The organism is Streptococcus sp. Marseille-Q7087, from assembly GCF_965111935.1.
Map to the genome: position 1 here is coordinate 270727 of NZ_CBCOPJ010000001.1, position 18268 is coordinate 288994.

Sequence of the window (18268 nt, forward strand, 5' to 3'; positions counted from 1 at the left end):
TTTTCTAGAAAGGACTAGTTATGGATCAATTGCGCATTAAGGATCTGGAAGTTTTCGCCTTTCATGGACTCTTCCCTAGTGAGAAGGAATTAGGGCAAAAGTTTGTCATTTCAGCTAGCTTATCCTATGATATGACCAAGGCTGCGACGGAGTTGGACTTGGAGTCTTCTATCCATTATGGAGAACTTTGTCAGCAATGGACGACTTGGTTTCAGGAAGTAAGTGAAGACTTGATTGAAACAGTAGCCTACAAACTAGTAGAACGCACTTTTGAGACCTACCCTATCGTTCAAGAAATTGAGCTAGAACTTAAAAAACCATGGGCACCTGTCCATTTACCACTAGATACCTGTTCAGTGACCATCCATCGTCGTAAACAACGAGCTTTTATCGCACTAGGAAGTAATATGGGTGATAAGACAGTTAATCTTGAGCAAGCAATTGACAAAATGCGAGCTCGTGGCATCCATGTTCTCAAGGAGTCTAGCGTAATTACGACTGAGCCTTGGGGCGGGGTAGAGCAAGATAGCTTTGCCAATCAAGTCATTGAAGTGGAAACCTGGTTGCCAGCTCCAATCTTGTTAGAAACCTTGTTGGCGATTGAGTCAGAAATGGGACGAGTTAGAGAGGTACATTGGGGACCACGCTTGATTGACTTGGATTTGCTCTTTGTAGAGGACCAAGTGGTCTATACTGACGCCCTCATCTTGCCGCATCCCTATATTCCCGAGCGTCTCTTTGTCCTAGAATCCCTTCAAGAAATAGCTCCGCATTTTATTCATCCAGTGCTAGGACAACCGATTCGTCACTTATATAGTCAATTGGAGAAAGAAAATGCCTAAGTTTTCCGAAACTTATAGTAAATGGAGAAGTCTAGGGGAGGGAGCGCTAGCTATTATCCTTGGTCTTCTCCTGATTTGTTTTGGGCAGATAGTACCGAGGTTGGGTTACCAGCTATTGATGGGTTATTTTTTCTTGTCAGCAGTTTGGCATTTATTGACACGATGGTTTCAGGAAAAGTCCCGTAGAGAAAATATTTTTGTAACATTAGCCAAGCTCTTTGTTGCTGTCATCCTATTTGATTCTGTCATTCTGCAGGGAATAGCCCTCTATTTCTTAGTCATTGCTATTGGAAGTTATCAATTGTGTACCGGTCTGATTAGTCTGATTACCTGGTTGATTTATCGGAAGAATCATATCCGTCCAAGGGTCAATTACTTATTTGATGCTGTGTGGATGATGGGATTTGGTCTCTACAGTATCTCCCCTTTCCATGATGCAACAAATTTTGAGTTGCTTCTGTTAGGTTTTTACTTAATCATGTTGGGGTCGAGCAGTTTCAGGGATGGTTTATTTTTTGAAAAAGGGAGAAGCAATCCCAAGCTGAAGCGCAGAATGAGAATGACACTGCCTATATTTGTGACAGCTTTGATTCCCATTAACACCTTACGAAAGTGGAATGAAACTTTAGCTACCCATCAATCTGAAGAAATTCAATTACATTCAGAGAGAAAAAATGATCAGACAGTTGATTTGGAAATTTTCATCCATGCTTCAGAATCCTCATTCTTTTTAGCCATGGGGCATGTGGATATCTGCTATCAAGGTCAGGTTATTTCCTATGGTTCTTATGATCCTCACTCAGAGCGTTTGTTTGGTACGATTGGTGATGGAGTCCTATTTAAAGCCAATCGAGAAAAGTATATCGAGCTCTGCAAGAGAGAAAGTCAGAAAACTCTATTTGCTTATGGTTTGAGCTTGTCTCAACAACAGAAGGAAGCAATTGAGGAACGATTGAGAGATATAGAAAATCTTTTAATCCCTTGGGAACCAAGTTCGCAGTTGATGAAAAGAAGAGAAGGAGAAATCAAACATACTTACTCTTATCAATTGAAACATGAAGCGGATGCTAGTCTCTATAAGTTTAAATCGTCTAAATACAAAACCTATTTTGTCCTTAGTACCAATTGTGTTCTGCTAGCAGATTCCATCGTTGGAGAAGCTGGGACAGATATCCTGAGCCCGCAAGGGTTCATCGTTCCTGGAACCTATCAGGACTATCTAGATTTAGAATTTAAAAAACCAGGTGGTATCGTGGTCAGTCGTTCTGTTTATTAAAAAAAGAAAACTCTAGTCAGGAGACTAGAGTTTTTAAAATAGGTCATTTTCTTCAGGGAGGAGAATAGTTTCCTTCCCATCCATATCCATCACGAGAACTTTTGGTGGATACAATGGGTTAAAACGATGATTAAAGTCGAAGTCAATCGTTGTAGGCAGGTGTTGGCTAGAAAAACGGAAGGTGATAGAGCCTTCATTGTTCAAAAGTCGAAATTCTAATTCATCCTCTAGTTCAAAAACATGCTTTAAAAAATGATCGATAATATACCAGATTGAGTCGATGACATCGTCTGGGAGATTAGTTACTACCCCAAAACTAGCACAACGTCGATGTGAATCCGTAAAAGCCATCTTTGCCTCCTACTTCATTTTTTATTATCATACAGCAATCATCTTTAAAAATCAAGAAAAGTAAACTGATTTCAGAAAATATGATTTACAATAAAAATTTTTCAAAGAAACTTTATATATCCCTTGAAAATGCTTACAATAAATGGTAAACTAAAGGTAGTGTAAACATGAAAACAAAATTTTCAACATTAGAAAGGAAATGGTATGAACACAGATGATACAGTAACGATTTATGATGTTGCCCGAGAAGCAGGAGTTTCAATGGCAACCGTTAGTCGTGTAGTCAATGGCAACAAAAACGTCAAAGAGAACACTCGTAAGAAAGTTCTAGAGGTTATTGAACGCCTGGACTATCGTCCAAATGCAGTCGCCCGTGGCTTGGCAAGCAAACGAACAACAACAGTTGGGGTTGTCATTCCTGATATCACTAACACTTATTTCGCTGCTCTCGCAAAAGGGATTGATGACATCGCAGAGATGTACAAGTACAACATCGTTCTTGCTAATAGTGACGAAGATGATGAAAAAGAAGTAGCCGTAGTGAACACACTCTTTTCAAAACAAGTTGACGGTGTTATCTTTATGGGCTACCATTTGACAGAGAAGATTCGTTCAGAGTTTTCACGCTCACGTACTCCTGTCGTTCTTGCAGGAACAGTGGATGTTGAACACCAACTTCCAAGTGTTAACATCGACTATAAGAATGCTACTGCGGATGCTGTTCGTCATTTGTTGAAACGTAATAAAAAGATTGCTTTTGTGAGTGGTCCCTTAGTAGATGATATTAATGGTAAAGTTCGCTTGGTTGGTTATAAGGAAGCTTTGAAACAGGCTGGAGTCAACTATAGTGAAGGTCTTGTATTCGAATCAAAATATCGCTATGATGATGGGTATGCCTTGGCAGAACGCTTAGTTTCTTCGAAAGCAACAGCAGCTATTGTGACTGGTGATGAATTGGCGGCAGGTCTCTTGAACGGCTTAGCTGACCATGGAGTCTCAGTACCAGAAGACTTTGAAATCATTACGAGCGATGATTCGCAAGTTGCTCGCTTTACTCGACCAAATCTGACAACTATCGCACAACCTTTGTATGACCTTGGTGCGATTAGTATGCGTATGTTGACGAAGATTATGCATAAAGAAGAGTTGGAGGAACGTGAAGTTCTTCTCCCTCACGGTTTGACAGAGCGTAAATCAACACGTAAAGACTAAAAACAAATCCCAAGAAATCACTGATTTCTTGGGATTTTTCTTATCCTTCCATATATGCTCGGAGTTGGTCGCCCTTTAGTCCAGCATTAATTGCAATAAGGAGTTTAAGACGTGCTTTCTGAGCATTTAATTCTTTTACAAAATAAACACCATCATTTTGAAGGCAAATACCTCCGCCTTCATAGGCATAAACAGGTTCTGCAATCCCATTGAAACAACGAGAAACGAGTGCAATAGGAAGTCCTGTTTGACAGAGAGATTTCAGTTTTTGGGCAGTTTCTTTAGGAACATTCCCAGCTCCAAAAGCCTGGATAATCAGTCCATCTAACTGATCGACAGGAAGCAGATCGAGAAGCTCTTCGGTCATGCCTGCATAAACAGGTACGATAGGAACCAATCCCTGAATGTGATCAAGGTCAAAACGAACACGAGGTTCTGCCGTTTTGAAGTAGAGAATTTCATGCTTCATAATGAGCCCAAGTGGCCCATGAGTCGGTGTTTGAAAGGTACTAACATTCGTCGTATGCGTCTTGGTCACATACTTAGCAGCGTGAATTTCGTCGTTCATAACGACTAGCACACCCTTATCTGAAGCCTTGTCATCGCTCGCAACACGCAAGGCGCTAAGATAGTTATAGACACCATCACTTCCCAGTTCATTGGAAGATCTCATAGCCCCTGTCAAAACGATAGGTATTTGAGGGACCTCCATGGTGTCGAGAAAATAGGCTGTTTCTTCTAGAGTATCTGTCCCATGTGTGATGACAACCCCATCGTATGCAATTGCTTCTTGTTTAATCTTTTGGTAAAGAGCTAACATATGCTTGGGCTTGATGTGTGGACTAGGCAAATTTAAAAAATCTAAGGAATGGACTTCGACGCCTTCAAGTGGATTAGAGATGTGATTCATAGGGTTGTCAGCACTAGTTCTTACAGCTCCAGCTTCATCTGCCTGCATGGAAATAGTACCACCAGTATGTAAAACAAGGATTTTCTTAGTCATGATTCACTCACTTTTTCTGAATTGTGGTATAATCATTGTATCATAAAAGAAAGGAATGAGATAGGATGGAAGTCAAAGCCGTTTTTTTTGATATTGATGGAACGCTTGTAAATGATAGTAAGAGTGTTTTGAAGTCCACTAAGGAAGCTATCAAGATTGTGAAAGAACAAGGGGTTCTTGTTGGAGTAGCTACAGGGCGAGGACCTTTTTTTGTTAAGGATTTGATGGACGATTTGGACCTGGATTTTGCAGTGACCTACAATGGCCAATATATCTTTAACAAAGACCGTGTTCTTTTTGCTAGCCCTATTGATAAGAGGAGCCTCAGACAAATCATCTCTTATGCTAAGGAAAATCGAAAAGAGATTGCCATGGGAACGCGACAAGACGTTGTCGGTTCTCGGATTATGTCCTTTGGGCTCAGTCCTCTTTCACAACTCGTCAGTCGTTTTGTACCAAAATTCTTGACTCGTACTGTTAGTCATTCCTTTAATCGTATGGTCAGTAAGGCCCTTCCTCAGAAGGAAGATGATTTGCTGAACTTAATCAACCAACCGGTCTATCAGGTGCTTATGTTGATGACACCTGAGGAAACCAACCGTGCTGCTGAAGAATTAAATCATCTCAAGTTTACCAGAAGTAATCCTTTTGCAGCTGATATTATCAATCAGGGAAATTCCAAGTTAGAAGGAATTCGCCGTGTCGGAAAAGAGTACGGTTTTGATCTCAATCAAGTCATGGCTTTTGGTGACTCAGATAATGACTTAGAAATGTTGGCGGGCGTTGGGATGTCTGTTGCCATGGGAAATGGTAGTAGCAGTGTGAAAGAAGTTGCCAAGCATATCACTGCCAGCAACCAAAATGATGGGATTCACAAGGCTTTAGAATATTTTGGAGTCTTGGCTTCTGAAAAAGTCTTTGTCAGTCGTGACTATCATTTCAACAAGGTCAAGACCTTCCATCGTATGATGGATGAGCGAACTCAAGAAGAACCTATAGCTTGGGATTTAGAAGGGGCGACCCACCGTGCTGGCTTTAAGATTGAAGAGTTAGTTGAATTTGTCCGTGCTGCCAGCAATTCTGAAGAGGAATTCCAACAAGCTGTGCAGAATTTACACCAAGCACTTGATAAAGCTGCTGAAAAAGTATCTCAGTCAACACCAGCTGAGAAAACCCTCGTTGGTCAAGTGGATGCTTTGATTGACACGCTCTACTTTACTTATGGCAGTTTTGTTTTAATGGGGGTAGACCCAGAGAGAATCTTTGAGATTGTCCATCAAGCCAACATGGGTAAAATCTTCCCAGATGGTAAGGCTCATTTTGATCCTGTGACGCACAAAATTTTGAAACCAGACAACTGGAAAGAAAAATACGCCCCAGAACCTGCTATCAAAAAGGAAATAGAACGCCAAATAAAGGCTTATGAACGTCATAAGGAAAGAAAAAACCAAAAATAAAAGGAGCAGATGCTCCTTTTATTTTTGGTTTATAAAGTTTTATCCTTGTCTCGAACAACGAGAAGGTCAACGCTTGTATGGCGTAGGATATATTCTGATGAAGATCCGACAAGCAAACGTTCGAAGGCGTTAAGCCCTGTTGCACCAACCAAAATCAAATCAACATGTTCTTGTTCAGGAATTGTTTTGGCCAAAAGAGTTTTAGGATTTCCCATTTCGATGACAACTTTAATATCTGTAAGACCAGCGTCTAGTGCACGTTTTTCATATTCTGCCATCAAGTCTTGGGCTTCAACTTGTAACTCTTCATAAACTTCAGCATCAAATGTTGAAATGCTTTGAAGAGCCCGAGTATCGATTACATGGGCGATGGTTAGTTTAGCCTGGTTACGCACAGCTGACTGAACTCCCTTAACAAAAGCCAAATCAGCTTCTTTAGAGCCGTCGACTGCTACCATGATGTTTTCGTAACGTTGTGTCATAGCAAAAACCTCCTCATTTCTTATCACCCTCATTGTAATCCTTTTCACTAAAAAAGTAAAGTAAAAAATGATAGGAAGGAAAACGCTTTTGACTTTGGGTTTAAGAGTGCTATAATTAAATATGAGAAAACAAGAGGAAATGATATGACAAAAATTGCAGTACTTTCAGATATTCATGGAAATACAGGAGCGTTGGAAGCTGTCCTCGTAGACGCTGAGAAGGCAGGAGTAGAAGAATATTGGCTCTTGGGCGATATTCTCATGCCAGGGACAGGACGAAAAAGTATCCTCAGACGATTGGAGGAATTGCCGATTACGGTTCGGGTTCTGGGGAATTGGGAAGAAAGTTTGTGGCGGGCTGCTCACCGAAAATTGGATACAAGTAGGCCCAGTCATCGCTACCTTTTGCGTCAATGTCAGTATATCATGGAAGAAATTAGTCTAGATGAGATTGAAGAACTTCAGGATTTTCCTATGCACACCCATCGCCAGTTTGGAAATCTAAAGGTGGGGATTAGTCATCATTTACCGGATAAAAATTGGGGAAGAGAACTGATTCATCTTGGGAAGCAGGAAGATTTTGATCGTTTGGTGACTAATCCTGACTGCGATATTGCCATCTATGGTCATATCCACCAACAATTTTTACGTTATGGAAGTGGTGGACAACTCATTTTGAATCCAGGTTCGATTGGGCAGCCTTTCTTTTTATCAGCAAATCTACGTAAGGACTTGCGTGCTCAATATATGATTTTAGAATTTGATGACAAAGGATTGAAGGATGTAGATTTTCGTCGTGTTGATTATGATGTTGAGGCAGAATTGCAGTTGGCTAGAGAGTTACAGTTGCCCTACTATAAAATTTACTATGAAAGCTTAGTCAATGGAATTCACCACACTCATAATCAAGAATTACTCCATGAAATTGCTCAAAATGAAGGACATGATGCAGAATTGGATGATTGGCTTAGTCGTAACTCTTGACATTACAACTATAGAAGCTATAATAAATATAAGAGAAGAATGAGCTTAGTTAACGAAAAAGGAGGACTGCATGCAAATTTCAAGTCGATTTACCATCGCAACCCATATGCTAGTTATTATCGCCCTAAAAGGGAAGGAAAGTAAGGTGACTAGCGATTTTCTAGCTAGTAGTGTTGGAGTCAATCCTGTTATTATCCGTAAAACCTTATCCCAACTGAAAAAGGCCGAGTTAATCTCAGTCGCGCGTGGAACTGGTGGAGCAGAGATTATCAAAGACCTAGAGGATATCAGTCTTTTAGATGTTTACCAAGCAGTTGAGTGTCTAGGAAAAACAGGTCAACTCTTTAGTTTTCATGACAATCCCAATCCAAATTGTCCAGTTGGAGCCAATATTCATGTAGTTTTAGATGAGAAATTGCTTCAAATCCAGCAAGCTATGGAAGAAGAATTGAGTCGGACTAGTCTTGCTCAACTGGTTGCAGATACAGAAGCAAGAATTCAACATTAACCTTAAAAATAATGAACACCTGAATGACTAAGCTGAAAAGTCTAATTGTTGAGGTGTTTTTTTCGTTGTTAAATAGGCTAGATGTTAGCTGAAGTGACCTAAAAAATTAGCAAGGAATGTGGTCAGATTAGCAGGAGAAAAACTAAAAATCGTGTTATAATAAATGAATAGAATCGTAAGAAAGAGTGGATGTTTGAGTGATAATTCCTACTTATAATTGGCAATTTTCTCCGCAAGTTGAGGACGCGGATTTTACCAAGATAGCCAAGAGTGCAGGCTTGAGCTCTGAAGTCGCTTGTTTGTTGTATCAACGAGGGATCAGGGATGAAAGCAGCCTGAAGAAATTTTTAGAACCTTCTTTGGAAGATTTACATGATCCTTATCTCTTACATGATATGGATAAGGCAGTTGAGCGTATTCGCCAGGCTATCGAGCAGGGGGAATTGATTCTGGTCTATGGAGACTATGATGCGGATGGGATGACTTCGGCTTCGATTGTCAAGGAGAGTTTGGAACAATTAGGTGCAGAGTGTCTAATCTATCTCCCTAATCGCTTTACAGATGGTTATGGACCAAATGCTAGTGTCTACAAATATTTTATCGAGCAGCAGGGAGTGTCTCTGATTGTGACGGTGGACAATGGTGTTGCCGGGCATGAGGCTATTGACTTGGCTCAGTCTATGGGCGTGGACGTCATTGTGACAGACCACCACTCCATGCCAGAGGTTTTACCAGATGCTTATGCAATCGTCCATCCTGAGCACCCAAAAGCAGATTATCCTTTTAAACATTTAGCAGGCTGTGGAGTTGCTTTTAAACTAGCTTGTGCCCTCTTGGAGGAAGTGCAGGTTGAGTTGCTTGACTTGGTTGCCATTGGAACCATTGCGGATATGGTCAGCCTGACGGATGAAAATCGTATCATGGTTCAGTACGGTCTAGAAGTTTTGCGCAATACTCAACGAATTGGTCTCCAAGAACTATTTGAAATTGCAGGAATTGCTACTAGTGATATTACAGAAGAAACAGTTGGTTTTCAGTTGGCACCTCGGTTAAATGCCTTGGGGCGCTTGGATGATCCCAATCCAGCGATTGATTTACTGACTGGCTTTGATGATGAAGAGGTGCATGAAATTGCCCTCATGATTCAAGAAAAAAATGAAGAACGCAAGGAAATCGTTCAAGCCATCTATGAAGAAGCTAAAAACTTGGTAGACCCTAGTAAAAGTGTTCAGGTTTTGGCCAAGGAAGGCTGGAACCCAGGGGTTCTTGGGATTGTAGCTGGACGCTTGTTGGAAGAATTAGGGCAGACAGTTATTGTTCTGAATATTGAAGACGGCCGTGCTAAGGGAAGTGCGCGGAGTATTGAAGCTGTCGATATTTTTGAAGCCTTGGATCCGCATCGTGCTCTCTTTATCGCCTTTGGTGGCCATGCAGGTGCCGCAGGTATGACGCTCGAAGCTGAACAGTTAGATGCCCTATCAGAAATTTTAGAAACCTATGTAAAAGACAAAGGGATAGATGACAAGGGCAAGAGTAAACTATATCTTGACGAAGAACTAGATTTGGAAAATCTGAGTTTAGATACAGTTAAAAGTTTCGAACGGTTAGCTCCTTTTGGAATGGACAATCAAAAGCCTGTCTTCTATATTCGAGATTTTCAAGTTGAAAATGCTCGTTCTATGGGAGCGGGAGATAGTCACCTGAAATTGAAAATATCCAAAGGGAATGCGAACTTTGAAGTGGTTGCCTTTGGTCAAGGGTCGAAAGCGACAGAATTTGCGCAGACCAAACAACTGGAGTTAGCAGTCACTCTTTCTGTTAACCAGTGGAATGGACAAACAACCCTCCAGTTGGTGATGGTAGACGCTCGTGTAGACGGTGTTCAACTCTTTAATATTCGTGGGAAGACTGCAGCTCTGCCAGATGGAGTACCCGTACTTGATTTTTCAGGAGAATTGCCTGATATCTCTAAAAGTCTAGCGGTTGCGGTCAAAAATCTTCCAGAAGACATCACTATTCTTAAAGACATCTTCCAGCAACATGATTTCTCAGCTATTTACTTTAAAAACGATATTGATAAACCCTACTATTTGACAGGTTATGGGACAAGAGACCAATTTGCTAAACTCTATAAGACGATCTACCAGTTCCCAGAATTCGATATCCGTTATAAATTAAAAGACTTATCAGCTTATCTAAAAATTGAACAAATCTTATTAATAAAGATGATTCAGATTTTTGAAGAGCTTGGTTTTGTCACCATTGAAAATGGTGTGATGAGGGTTAATAAAGATGCGGCTAAACGGGATATTGCTGAAAGTCAGATCTATCAAAATCTCAAACAAACTGTTAAAGACCAAGAAATGATGGCCCTAGGTACAGTACAGGAAATCTATGATTTCTTGATGAAAAAATAAATACAAAGAGGCTGAAGTAAACTATTTCAGTCTCTTTTTGTAAGTGCTTTTTAACTTTATGTAGTAAAAGTATACAGATTTGTAACATGACTACAACATAAATCTAAAACAACTGACATGTAAATCAGGTATGATTCTCTTATCAACATTAAAATTAAAAATAATCAATAAAATTTTAGGAGAAAATTGTTATGAAAAAAACAGTTGCTAAACTGACTCTTGGTTTAACATCTACAGCTATTTTGGCGACAGTTGGTGCTCAGACTGTTAGCGCAGACTCTTACGTTGTTCAAGACGGTGATTCATTTTTTGCTATTGCTACTGCAAATGGTATGAATCCTTATGAGTTGGCAGCTAATAATGGGAAAAGCATTTTTGATACCATCCACCCAGGTGATGTGCTAGAAGTGAGTGGTCCAACTCAAGTTAGCTATTCATACAATGCTCCGGCTTATGAAGCACCTAGTACTGCGAATGCGGTGGCAGTTGAGGGTGTTGTCGTAAATACTCCTACAAACTACGGGAACTCATATCCTATTGGTCAGTGTACATGGGGCGTAAAAGAATTGGCACCTTGGGCTAGTAACTGGTGGGGAAATGCCAATACTTGGGCAATCTACGCTAGTGCACAAGGCTTTAAGACAGGAAATGTACCTGTAGTAGGAGCAATCGCCGTGTGGGACGGTGGTGAATATGGACATGTTGCTTATGTGACAGATGTTCAAAGTGAAACTTCTATTCAAGTATTAGAATGCAACTATGATGGTAGTGGAACTCAACCAATCGGAAACTATCGTGGATGGTTTAATCCGACTGCATCAAGAGGTACTGTAAGATACATTTATCCAAACTAAGAATACTTAAAAAGATTTAGAATTTCTAAATCTTTTTTTATGTACTCCGGCCTGGGTTTTTAGGATTTTGGTCAGCTATAAATTTTGGAGTTTCATTCGATTTAATCGTTTAATGATCTTAGACGAAGCTTAAAAAAGAACAAAGGAAGCTGCTGTGGCTATTAGAGTGAATGTTCTCTAGTTGAAATCCTATCTTCATTTTGAAAATTAGTAAAAAAATGGTATAATGAGAGGAAAAGATTCGGATAAAAGTATATTGGACTTTAAAAAAAAGAGAGTTGTGAAGACTCTATAAACACGTTATAGTAATACTTCGGAGGGAAAATGACCAATATTAAATTAACAACTTTGGGCGGTGTTCGTGAAAATGGTAAAAACATGTACATCGCAGAAATTAACGACTCTATCTTCGTTTTAGATGCAGGTTTGAAATATCCTGAAAATGAGCAGTTGGGTGTCGATGTCGTTATTCCAAATATGGAATATCTATTTGAAAACAGCGACCGTATTGCAGGAGTCTTTTTAACGCACGGACATGCGGATGCGATTGGAGCACTTCCTTACCTCTTGTCAGAAGTGAAAGTTCCTGTTTTTGGTTCAGAGTTGACCATCGAACTTGCTAAGCTTTTTGTTAAGGGAAATGATAGCGCTAAAAAATTCGATGATTTCCATGTTATTGATGAAAATACAGAAATCGACTTTGGTGGTACTGAAGTTTCCTTCTTCCGCACGACTCACTCTATCCCAGAAAGTCTGGGTGTCGTCTTGAAAACATCTGAAGGCAACATCGTTTATACAGGTGACTTTAAATTCGACCAAACAGCTAGTGAATCTTACGCCACTGACTTTGGTCGTTTAGCAGAAATCGGTCGCGAAGGAGTCTTAGCACTTCTAAGTGACTCAGCAAATGCAGACAGTAATATTCAAGTGGCCAGCGAAAGTGAAGTTGGTGATGAAATTACTCAAACCATTTCTGATTGGGATGGACGAATCATTGTAGCGGCTGTTGCAAGTAACCTTTCTCGTATTCAGCAGGTCTTTGACGCTGCCGCAGATACAGGTCGTCGCGTTGTTTTGACTGGATTTGATATTGAAAATATCGTTCGTACAGCCATTCGCTTGAAAAAATTGTCATTGGCTAACGAAAGTCTCTTGATTAAACCCAAAGATATGTCTCGCTTCGAGGATCATGAATTAATTATCCTTGAAACTGGACGTATGGGTGAACCAATTAACGGACTCCGTAAAATGTCTATCGGTCGTCACCGCTATGTTGAAATCAAGGATGGAGACTTGGTTTATATCGTTACAACGCCATCAATCGCTAAAGAAGCTGTGATGGCACGTGTAGAAAACATGGTCTACCAAGCAGGTGGTGTTGTTAAACCGATTACTCAAAGCTTGCGTGTATCAGGACATGGGAATGCGCGTGATCTTCAATTGATGATTAATCTTTTGCAACCTCAGTATCTCTTCCCAATCCAGGGAGAATACCGTGAGTTGGATGCTCATGCCAAGGCTGCTATGGCGGTTGGTATGCTACCAGAGCGTATCTTTATCCCTAAAAAAGGGACAACCATGTCTTATGAGCATGGAGACTTTGTTCCATCTGGTGCCGTTGCTGCAGGAGATGTCTTGATTGATGGTAATGCCATTGGGGATGTTGGGAACGTTGTTCTTCGTGACCGCAAGGTCTTGTCAGAAGATGGTATCTTTATCGTAGCTATCACTGTTAACCGTCGTGAAAAGAAAATCATTGCCAAAGCGCGAGTACATACACGTGGCTTTGTCTATCTCAAGAAGAGTCGTGATATCTTGCGTGAAAGTACAGAGTTGGTGAACCAAACAGTTGAAGATTACCTCCAAGGTGAGGATTTTGACTGGGCTGATCTTAAAGGGAAGGTCCGTGATAATTTGGCCAAATTCCTTTTTGACCAAACCAAGCGTCGTCCAGCCATCCTCCCAGTAGTCATGGAAGCAAAATAAGGATTAAATAACAGTAGAGAAAGTCGAGTTTCGGCTTTTTCTTATCTTAAGTGTATAAGGAGCAAGTTATGGCAGTAATGAAGATTGAGTATTACTCAGAAGTTTTAGATATGGAGTGGGGAGTAAATGTACTCTATCCGGATGCGTCTCGGGTAACAGAGCCAGACTCTACAGATATCCCAGTTCTCTACCTACTTCACGGAATGTCTGGAAATCAAAATAGTTGGCTCAAGCGGACCAATGTAGAACGCTTGCTACGAGGGACCAATCTGATTGTTGTCCTGCCAAATACATGTAATGGCTGGTATACAGATACTCAGTATGGCTATAACTACTATACAGCTATAGCAGAAGAATTGCCTAAGGTGCTCAAACGCTTCTTCCCAAATATGACCAACAAGCGTGAAAAGACTTTTATCGCTGGTCTTTCAATGGGAGGCTACGGTTCCTTCAAATTGGCACTGTCAACTGACCGTTTCTCGCGTGCCGCTAGCTTTTCTGGGGCACTTAGTTTCGAGGAGTTTTCTCCTGAGAGTCAAGATTTAGGGACGCGTTCCTACTGGAGAGGAGTTTTTGGCAAAGTAAATGATTGGGTGAATAGTCCTTACTCACTTGAAACACTCGCTAAAAAGTCTGATAAGAAAACCAAGCTCTGGGTTTGGTGTGGGGAGCAAGATTTCTTGTATGCTGCTAATAATCTAGCAGTGAAGAATCTCAAGAAACTCGGTTTTGATGTGACCTATAGCCACAGTGCAGGAACCCATGAGTGGTATTATTGGGAAAAGCAATTGGACCGTTTTTTGGCTACTTTACCAATTGATTTCGTTTTGGAGGAACGCTTGTCTTAATTTTAGCTTTCTTTCAGTTTTCTTCAGTAAAATAGAGAACCTATCTTTAGAATGGGATCCATGGCTTAAAGATGGGTTCTTATTTTTTAGAAAGGTGGGCAATTATGGGCTGGATTATTCGTGTGTTATGTCGATTTTTATTAGGGATTTTGCGCATTTTTTGGCGCCTTGTATGGACACTTATCCTCTTAATTCTCATCACTTTTGGGATTCTCTGGTATGTGACAGGTGATTTACCTGCTACTTTAAATCAAGTTAGTAAAGTGGTTCGAGTCGGCCAAGAAGGTTGGCAACAATGGCAAGAAACTGGCAAATTGCAAGGCTTATCTCAGACAGATTATCACCAAGATTCAGGAGCAAAATGGCCAAAGGCACAAGCAACGATTTATATCGATCCTCAAATGGATGTTAGCTTCCAAAAAGCTTATACTGAAGCTATTTCTAACTGGAATCAGACCGGTACTTTTAACTTTGTGCTTGTAACAGAACCGGATCAGGCCAATATTTTCGCTACCGAAATGAACGATGGTTCGACAGCTGTTGCTGGCGAGGCAGAGAGTCAAACAAATCTCCTAACCAAACAATTCACTTCCGTAACCGTTCGTTTGAATCATTACTATCTATCTAATCCAAATTATGGCTATACGGATGACCGTATCTTGCATACAGCAGAGCATGAACTAGGCCATGCTATTGGTTTGGAACACACCAATGAAGTTTCGGTTATGCAACCAGCGGGGTCCTATTATGGTATCCAAGCTCAAGATGTAAAAGAAGTTCAAGAGCTATATGAGTCTGGAGAATAACTGATTTTCTAAGGAAACTGGAGCTCTCTGATTTAAGCAATACAGGGGGCTTTTTGCTATAATGGAACTATGAATAACTTGATCAAATCAAAACTGGAGCTCTTGCCGACTAGTCCAGGTTGTTACATCCACAAAGACAAGAATGGCACCATCATCTATGTGGGGAAGGCTAAAAATCTGCGTAATCGTGTACGGTCCTATTTCCGTGGAAATCATGACACCAAGACAGAAGCCTTGGTGTCTGAAATTGTGGATTTTGAGTTTATCGTTACGGAGTCCAATATTGAGGCCCTTCTTCTTGAAATCAACCTGATCAAGGAAAACAAGCCTAAATACAATATTATGCTCAAGGACGATAAGTCCTATCCTTTCATTAAAATTACCAATGAGCGCTATCCTCGTTTGATTATTACCCGTCAGGTCAAGAAAGACGGAGGACTCTATTTTGGTCCCTATCCGGATGTGGGGGCAGCCAATGAAATCAAACGGCTATTGGATCGGATTTTCCCTTTTCGTAAATGTACAAATCCACCATCGAAGGTTTGTTTTTATTACCATATAGGTCAGTGTATGGCACATACTGTCTGCCATAAAGACGAGGCCTATTTCAAAGCCATGGCCCAAGAAGTTTCTGATTTTCTCAAGGGGCAGGATGATAAAATCATCGATGACCTCAAGGAAAAGATGAATGTGGCGGCTCAGAGCATGGAATTTGAACGTGCAGCTGAATACCGTGATTTAATTCAGGCCATTGGAACCCTTCGGACCAAGCAACGTGTTATGGCCAAGGATCTCCAAAATCGTGATGTCTTCGGTTACTATGTGGATAAGGGTTGGATGTGCGTTCAGGTTTTCTTTGTCCGTCAAGGTAAACTAATTGAACGCGACGTCAATCTCTTTCCATACTACAACGATCCAGACGAGGATTTCTTGACCTATGTGGGACAGTTTTATCAAGAAAAATCACACTTGGTTCCTAATGAGATTCTGATTCCTCAGGATATTGATGAAGAAGCAGTTAAGGCTTTGGTGGATACCAAGGTTCTTAAACCTCAGCGCGGGGAGAAAAAGCAACTGGTCAATCTCGCCATCAAAAATGCTCGTGTCAGTCTAGAGCAGAAATTTAATCTGTTGGAGAAATCGGTTGAAAAGACCCAAGGGGCTATTGAAAACTTAGGACGATTGCTCAAGATTCCAACCCCAGTCCGTATCGAGTCCTTTGACAATTCCAATATCATGGGGACTAGTCCAGTCTCTGCTATGGTTGTTTTTGTCAATGGAAAACCTAGCAAGAAGGATTACCGTAAGTATAAAATCAAGACTGTGGTCGGACCAGATGACTATGCTAGTATGCGTGAGGTCATCCGCAGACGCTATGGACGCGTCCAGCGTGATGGTTTGACACCGCCAGATTTGATTGTCATTGATGGTGGTCAAGGTCAGGTTAATATTGCCAAGCAGGTTATTCAAGAAGAGTTAGGGTTAGATATTCCAATCGCAGGTCTGCAAAAGAATGACAAGCACCAAACCCATGAATTGCTCTTTGGCGATCCTCTCCAAGTCATCGAACTCTCACGGACCTCACAGGAATTTTTCCTCCTGCAACGCATTCAGGATGAAGTCCACCGCTTTGCGATTACCTTCCACCGTCAACTACGTTCTAAAAATTCCTTCTCTTCTCAATTAGATGGAATTGAAGGTTTGGGTCCAAAACGCAAGCAGAATTTGATGAAATATTTCAAATCTCTGACAAAAATCAAGGAAGCCAGCGTGGATGAGATTGTCGCCGTTGGTATACCAAGAGCAGTGGCAGAAGCAGTTCATCATCACCTGAATCCAGAAGTAGACTCAGCGTTAGCTCAAGTAGCTGAAAAGCCTGTCGAGTATAAGGAATAAAGTAGCAATGGAATGTTTTAGCTTTAGTGGGTGCAAGCTAGTCGGATTTGTGGTAAAATAGATAAGATATGACAAAAGAATTTCATCATGTAACGGTCATGCTCCATGAGACTATTGATATGCTAGATGTGAAACCTGATGGTATTTACGTTGATGCGACCTTGGGAGGAGCAGGACACAGCGAGTATTTATTAAGTAAGTTAAGCGAGAAAGGCCATCTCTATGCCTTTGACCAAGACCAGAATGCCATTGATAATGCGCAAAAACGTCTGGCTCCCTATATCGAAAAGGGCATGGTCACCTTCATCAAGGATAATTTCCGTCATTTGAAGGACTGCTTACATGACTTAGGTGTGACTGAAATTGATGGAATTTGTTATGATTTAGGTGTGTCAAGCCCGCAGTTAGATCAGCGTGAACGTGGTTTTTCCTATAAGAAGGATGCACCACTGGATATGCGCATGAATCAGGAAGCTAGTTTGACCGCTTATGAAGTCGTTAATCACTACGACTACCATGATTTGGTAAGAATCTTTTTCAAATATGGAGAGGACAAGTTTTCCAAACAGATTGCTCGAAAAATTGAACAGGCGCGTGAGCTTAAACCAATCGAGACAACGACCGAGTTGGCAGAGATTATCAAATCTGCCAAACCGGCTAAGGAGCTCAAGAAAAAAGGTCACCCAGCCAAACAAATTTTCCAAGCTATCCGTATAGAGGTCAATGATGAACTGGGGGCTGCGGATGAATCAATCCAGCAGGCGATTGAACTTCTAGCTCTTGATGGAAGAATTTCAGTCATCACATTTCATTCGCTGGAAGATCGCTTGACTAAGCAGTTATTTAAGGAAGCTTCTACAGTTGAAGTTCCTAAAGGTTTGCCTTTTATTCCAGACGATCTCAAGCCAAAGATGGAATTAGTATCTCGGAAGCCGATTTTACCAAGCAAGGAAGAATTGGAAGCCAATAATCGTTCCCACTCAGCAAAGCTACGAGTGGCAAGAAAAATTCACAAGTAAGAGGAAATAATGGCAGAAAACAGAGGAACAACGAGCCAATTGCTACAAGCTCGTATAAAAAAATTTTCACGTGTTGAAAAGGCCTTTTACCTTTCAATTGCCATCACAGCCCTTGTCTTAGCAATCAGTGTAGTCTATATGCAGACTAAACTTTTGCAGGTCCAGAATGATTTGACAACTGTTAACACACAGATTGAAGAGAAAAAGACAGAGCTGGATGATGCTAAACAAGAAGTTAATGAATTAATCCGATCAGAACGTTTGACCGGAATTGCAAATTCACAAGATTTGCAATTAAATAATGAAAATATCCGATCGGCGGAGTAG

The 18268-nt window shown here is 40.8% G+C and carries 17 protein-coding genes; 14 read left to right on the forward strand and 3 right to left on the reverse strand.

What is annotated here, in order from left to right:
* Positions 1-20 precede the first annotated feature (20 nt).
* Positions 21-842 carry a 2-amino-4-hydroxy-6-hydroxymethyldihydropteridine diphosphokinase gene (gene folK, locus ACWPVF_RS01450; protein WP_454384248.1) on the forward strand — a complete coding sequence of 274 codons (822 nt, stop codon included), beginning with the start codon at positions 21-23 and terminating at the stop codon, positions 840-842.
* A complete protein-coding gene (locus ACWPVF_RS01455) occupies positions 835-2118 on the forward strand; it encodes a DUF308 domain-containing protein (RefSeq protein WP_454384250.1) in 1284 nt (427 codons plus the stop codon). The genes folK and ACWPVF_RS01455 overlap by 8 nt, the downstream gene beginning before the upstream one ends.
* A gap of 33 nt (positions 2119-2151) precedes the next feature.
* Here the strand turns inward: ACWPVF_RS01455 and ACWPVF_RS01460 are convergent, their stop codons facing one another.
* Positions 2152-2469 (reverse strand): DUF960 domain-containing protein, encoded by a 318-nt coding sequence (locus ACWPVF_RS01460; protein ID WP_045614591.1) that lies wholly within the window; start codon positions 2467-2469, stop codon positions 2152-2154.
* A gap of 204 nt (positions 2470-2673) precedes the next feature.
* Here ACWPVF_RS01460 and ccpA point away from each other — a divergent pair, with 204 nt between their 5' ends.
* Complete coding sequence (gene ccpA, locus ACWPVF_RS01465; RefSeq protein WP_454384252.1) at positions 2674-3681, forward strand: catabolite control protein A; 1008 nt, start codon at positions 2674-2676, stop codon at positions 3679-3681.
* A 40-nt stretch (positions 3682-3721) separates the two neighbouring features.
* On the opposite strand, the gene ACWPVF_RS01470 is transcribed toward ccpA, so the two are convergent.
* The gene (locus tag ACWPVF_RS01470; RefSeq protein ID WP_454384254.1) at positions 3722-4684 is read right to left on the reverse strand and encodes an asparaginase; all 963 of its coding nucleotides are present in this window, start codon (positions 4682-4684) and stop codon (positions 3722-3724) included.
* Between the two features lie 65 nt (positions 4685-4749).
* On the opposite strand from ACWPVF_RS01470, the gene ACWPVF_RS01475 reads away from it, so the two are divergent.
* Entirely contained in the window at positions 4750-6141 is a 1392-nt protein-coding gene (locus ACWPVF_RS01475; protein ID WP_454384256.1) for a Cof-type HAD-IIB family hydrolase, read from the forward strand.
* Positions 6142-6170: 29 nt separating this feature from the next.
* Here ACWPVF_RS01475 and ACWPVF_RS01480 read toward each other — a convergent pair whose 3' ends face one another.
* On the reverse strand, positions 6171-6623 hold the full coding sequence (locus tag ACWPVF_RS01480) for a universal stress protein (protein ID WP_454384258.1): 453 nt from the start codon (positions 6621-6623) through the stop codon (positions 6171-6173).
* A gap of 144 nt (positions 6624-6767) precedes the next feature.
* Between ACWPVF_RS01480 and ACWPVF_RS01485 the strand changes: the two genes are divergently transcribed.
* The 10 genes from ACWPVF_RS01485 to ftsL all read left to right on the forward strand — a co-directional run bounded on the left by ACWPVF_RS01485 (position 6768) and on the right by ftsL (position 18268).
* A complete protein-coding gene (locus ACWPVF_RS01485; protein ID WP_454384260.1) occupies positions 6768-7607 on the forward strand; it encodes a metallophosphoesterase family protein in 840 nt (279 codons plus the stop codon).
* Positions 7608-7677: 70 nt separating this feature from the next.
* A complete protein-coding gene (locus ACWPVF_RS01490; RefSeq protein ID WP_454384262.1) occupies positions 7678-8115 on the forward strand; it encodes an Rrf2 family transcriptional regulator in 438 nt (145 codons plus the stop codon).
* A 197-nt stretch (positions 8116-8312) separates the two neighbouring features.
* The gene (recJ, locus tag ACWPVF_RS01495; RefSeq protein WP_454384264.1) at positions 8313-10532 is read left to right on the forward strand and encodes a single-stranded-DNA-specific exonuclease RecJ; all 2220 of its coding nucleotides are present in this window, start codon (positions 8313-8315) and stop codon (positions 10530-10532) included.
* A gap of 191 nt (positions 10533-10723) precedes the next feature.
* Complete coding sequence (locus ACWPVF_RS01500) at positions 10724-11386, forward strand: COG3942 and LysM peptidoglycan-binding domain-containing protein (RefSeq protein ID WP_454384266.1); 663 nt, start codon at positions 10724-10726, stop codon at positions 11384-11386.
* A 324-nt stretch (positions 11387-11710) separates the two neighbouring features.
* A complete protein-coding gene (locus ACWPVF_RS01505; protein WP_414254311.1) occupies positions 11711-13372 on the forward strand; it encodes a ribonuclease J in 1662 nt (553 codons plus the stop codon).
* 68 nt (positions 13373-13440) lie between these two features.
* Positions 13441-14220, forward strand: a complete 780-nt coding sequence (locus ACWPVF_RS01510) for an alpha/beta hydrolase (protein WP_178895447.1) — start codon at positions 13441-13443, stop codon at positions 14218-14220.
* 104 nt (positions 14221-14324) lie between these two features.
* A complete protein-coding gene (locus ACWPVF_RS01515) occupies positions 14325-15026 on the forward strand; it encodes a matrixin family metalloprotease (protein WP_178895446.1) in 702 nt (233 codons plus the stop codon).
* Positions 15027-15095: 69 nt separating this feature from the next.
* Positions 15096-16922: an excinuclease ABC subunit UvrC gene (gene uvrC, locus ACWPVF_RS01520; RefSeq protein ID WP_454384269.1), complete on the forward strand. Its 1827-nt coding sequence runs from the start codon at positions 15096-15098 to the stop codon at positions 16920-16922.
* A gap of 68 nt (positions 16923-16990) precedes the next feature.
* Entirely contained in the window at positions 16991-17941 is a 951-nt protein-coding gene (gene rsmH, locus ACWPVF_RS01525) for a 16S rRNA (cytosine(1402)-N(4))-methyltransferase RsmH (protein ID WP_454384271.1), read from the forward strand.
* 9 nt (positions 17942-17950) lie between these two features.
* Entirely contained in the window at positions 17951-18268 is a 318-nt protein-coding gene (gene ftsL / locus ACWPVF_RS01530; RefSeq protein WP_070460255.1) for a cell division protein FtsL, read from the forward strand.

Coding starts and splice junctions, on each gene's coding strand:
- folK (WP_454384248.1), top strand. CDS start 21: ATGGATCAATTGCGCATTAAGGATCTGGAAGTTTTCGCCTTTCATGGA.
- ACWPVF_RS01455 (WP_454384250.1), top strand. CDS start 835: ATGCCTAAGTTTTCCGAAACTTATAGTAAATGGAGAAGTCTAGGGGAG.
- ACWPVF_RS01460 (WP_045614591.1), bottom strand. CDS start 2,469: ATGGCTTTTACGGATTCACATCGACGTTGTGCTAGTTTTGGGGTAGTA.
- ccpA (WP_454384252.1), top strand. CDS start 2,674: ATGAACACAGATGATACAGTAACGATTTATGATGTTGCCCGAGAAGCA.
- ACWPVF_RS01470 (WP_454384254.1), bottom strand. CDS start 4,684: ATGACTAAGAAAATCCTTGTTTTACATACTGGTGGTACTATTTCCATG.
- ACWPVF_RS01475 (WP_454384256.1), top strand. CDS start 4,750: ATGGAAGTCAAAGCCGTTTTTTTTGATATTGATGGAACGCTTGTAAAT.
- ACWPVF_RS01480 (WP_454384258.1), bottom strand. CDS start 6,623: ATGACACAACGTTACGAAAACATCATGGTAGCAGTCGACGGCTCTAAA.
- ACWPVF_RS01485 (WP_454384260.1), top strand. CDS start 6,768: ATGACAAAAATTGCAGTACTTTCAGATATTCATGGAAATACAGGAGCG.
- ACWPVF_RS01490 (WP_454384262.1), top strand. CDS start 7,678: ATGCAAATTTCAAGTCGATTTACCATCGCAACCCATATGCTAGTTATT.
- ACWPVF_RS01500 (WP_454384266.1), top strand. CDS start 10,724: ATGAAAAAAACAGTTGCTAAACTGACTCTTGGTTTAACATCTACAGCT.
- ACWPVF_RS01505 (WP_414254311.1), top strand. CDS start 11,711: ATGACCAATATTAAATTAACAACTTTGGGCGGTGTTCGTGAAAATGGT.
- ACWPVF_RS01510 (WP_178895447.1), top strand. CDS start 13,441: ATGGCAGTAATGAAGATTGAGTATTACTCAGAAGTTTTAGATATGGAG.
- ACWPVF_RS01515 (WP_178895446.1), top strand. CDS start 14,325: ATGGGCTGGATTATTCGTGTGTTATGTCGATTTTTATTAGGGATTTTG.
- uvrC (WP_454384269.1), top strand. CDS start 15,096: ATGAATAACTTGATCAAATCAAAACTGGAGCTCTTGCCGACTAGTCCA.
- rsmH (WP_454384271.1), top strand. CDS start 16,991: ATGACAAAAGAATTTCATCATGTAACGGTCATGCTCCATGAGACTATT.
- ftsL (WP_070460255.1), top strand. CDS start 17,951: ATGGCAGAAAACAGAGGAACAACGAGCCAATTGCTACAAGCTCGTATA.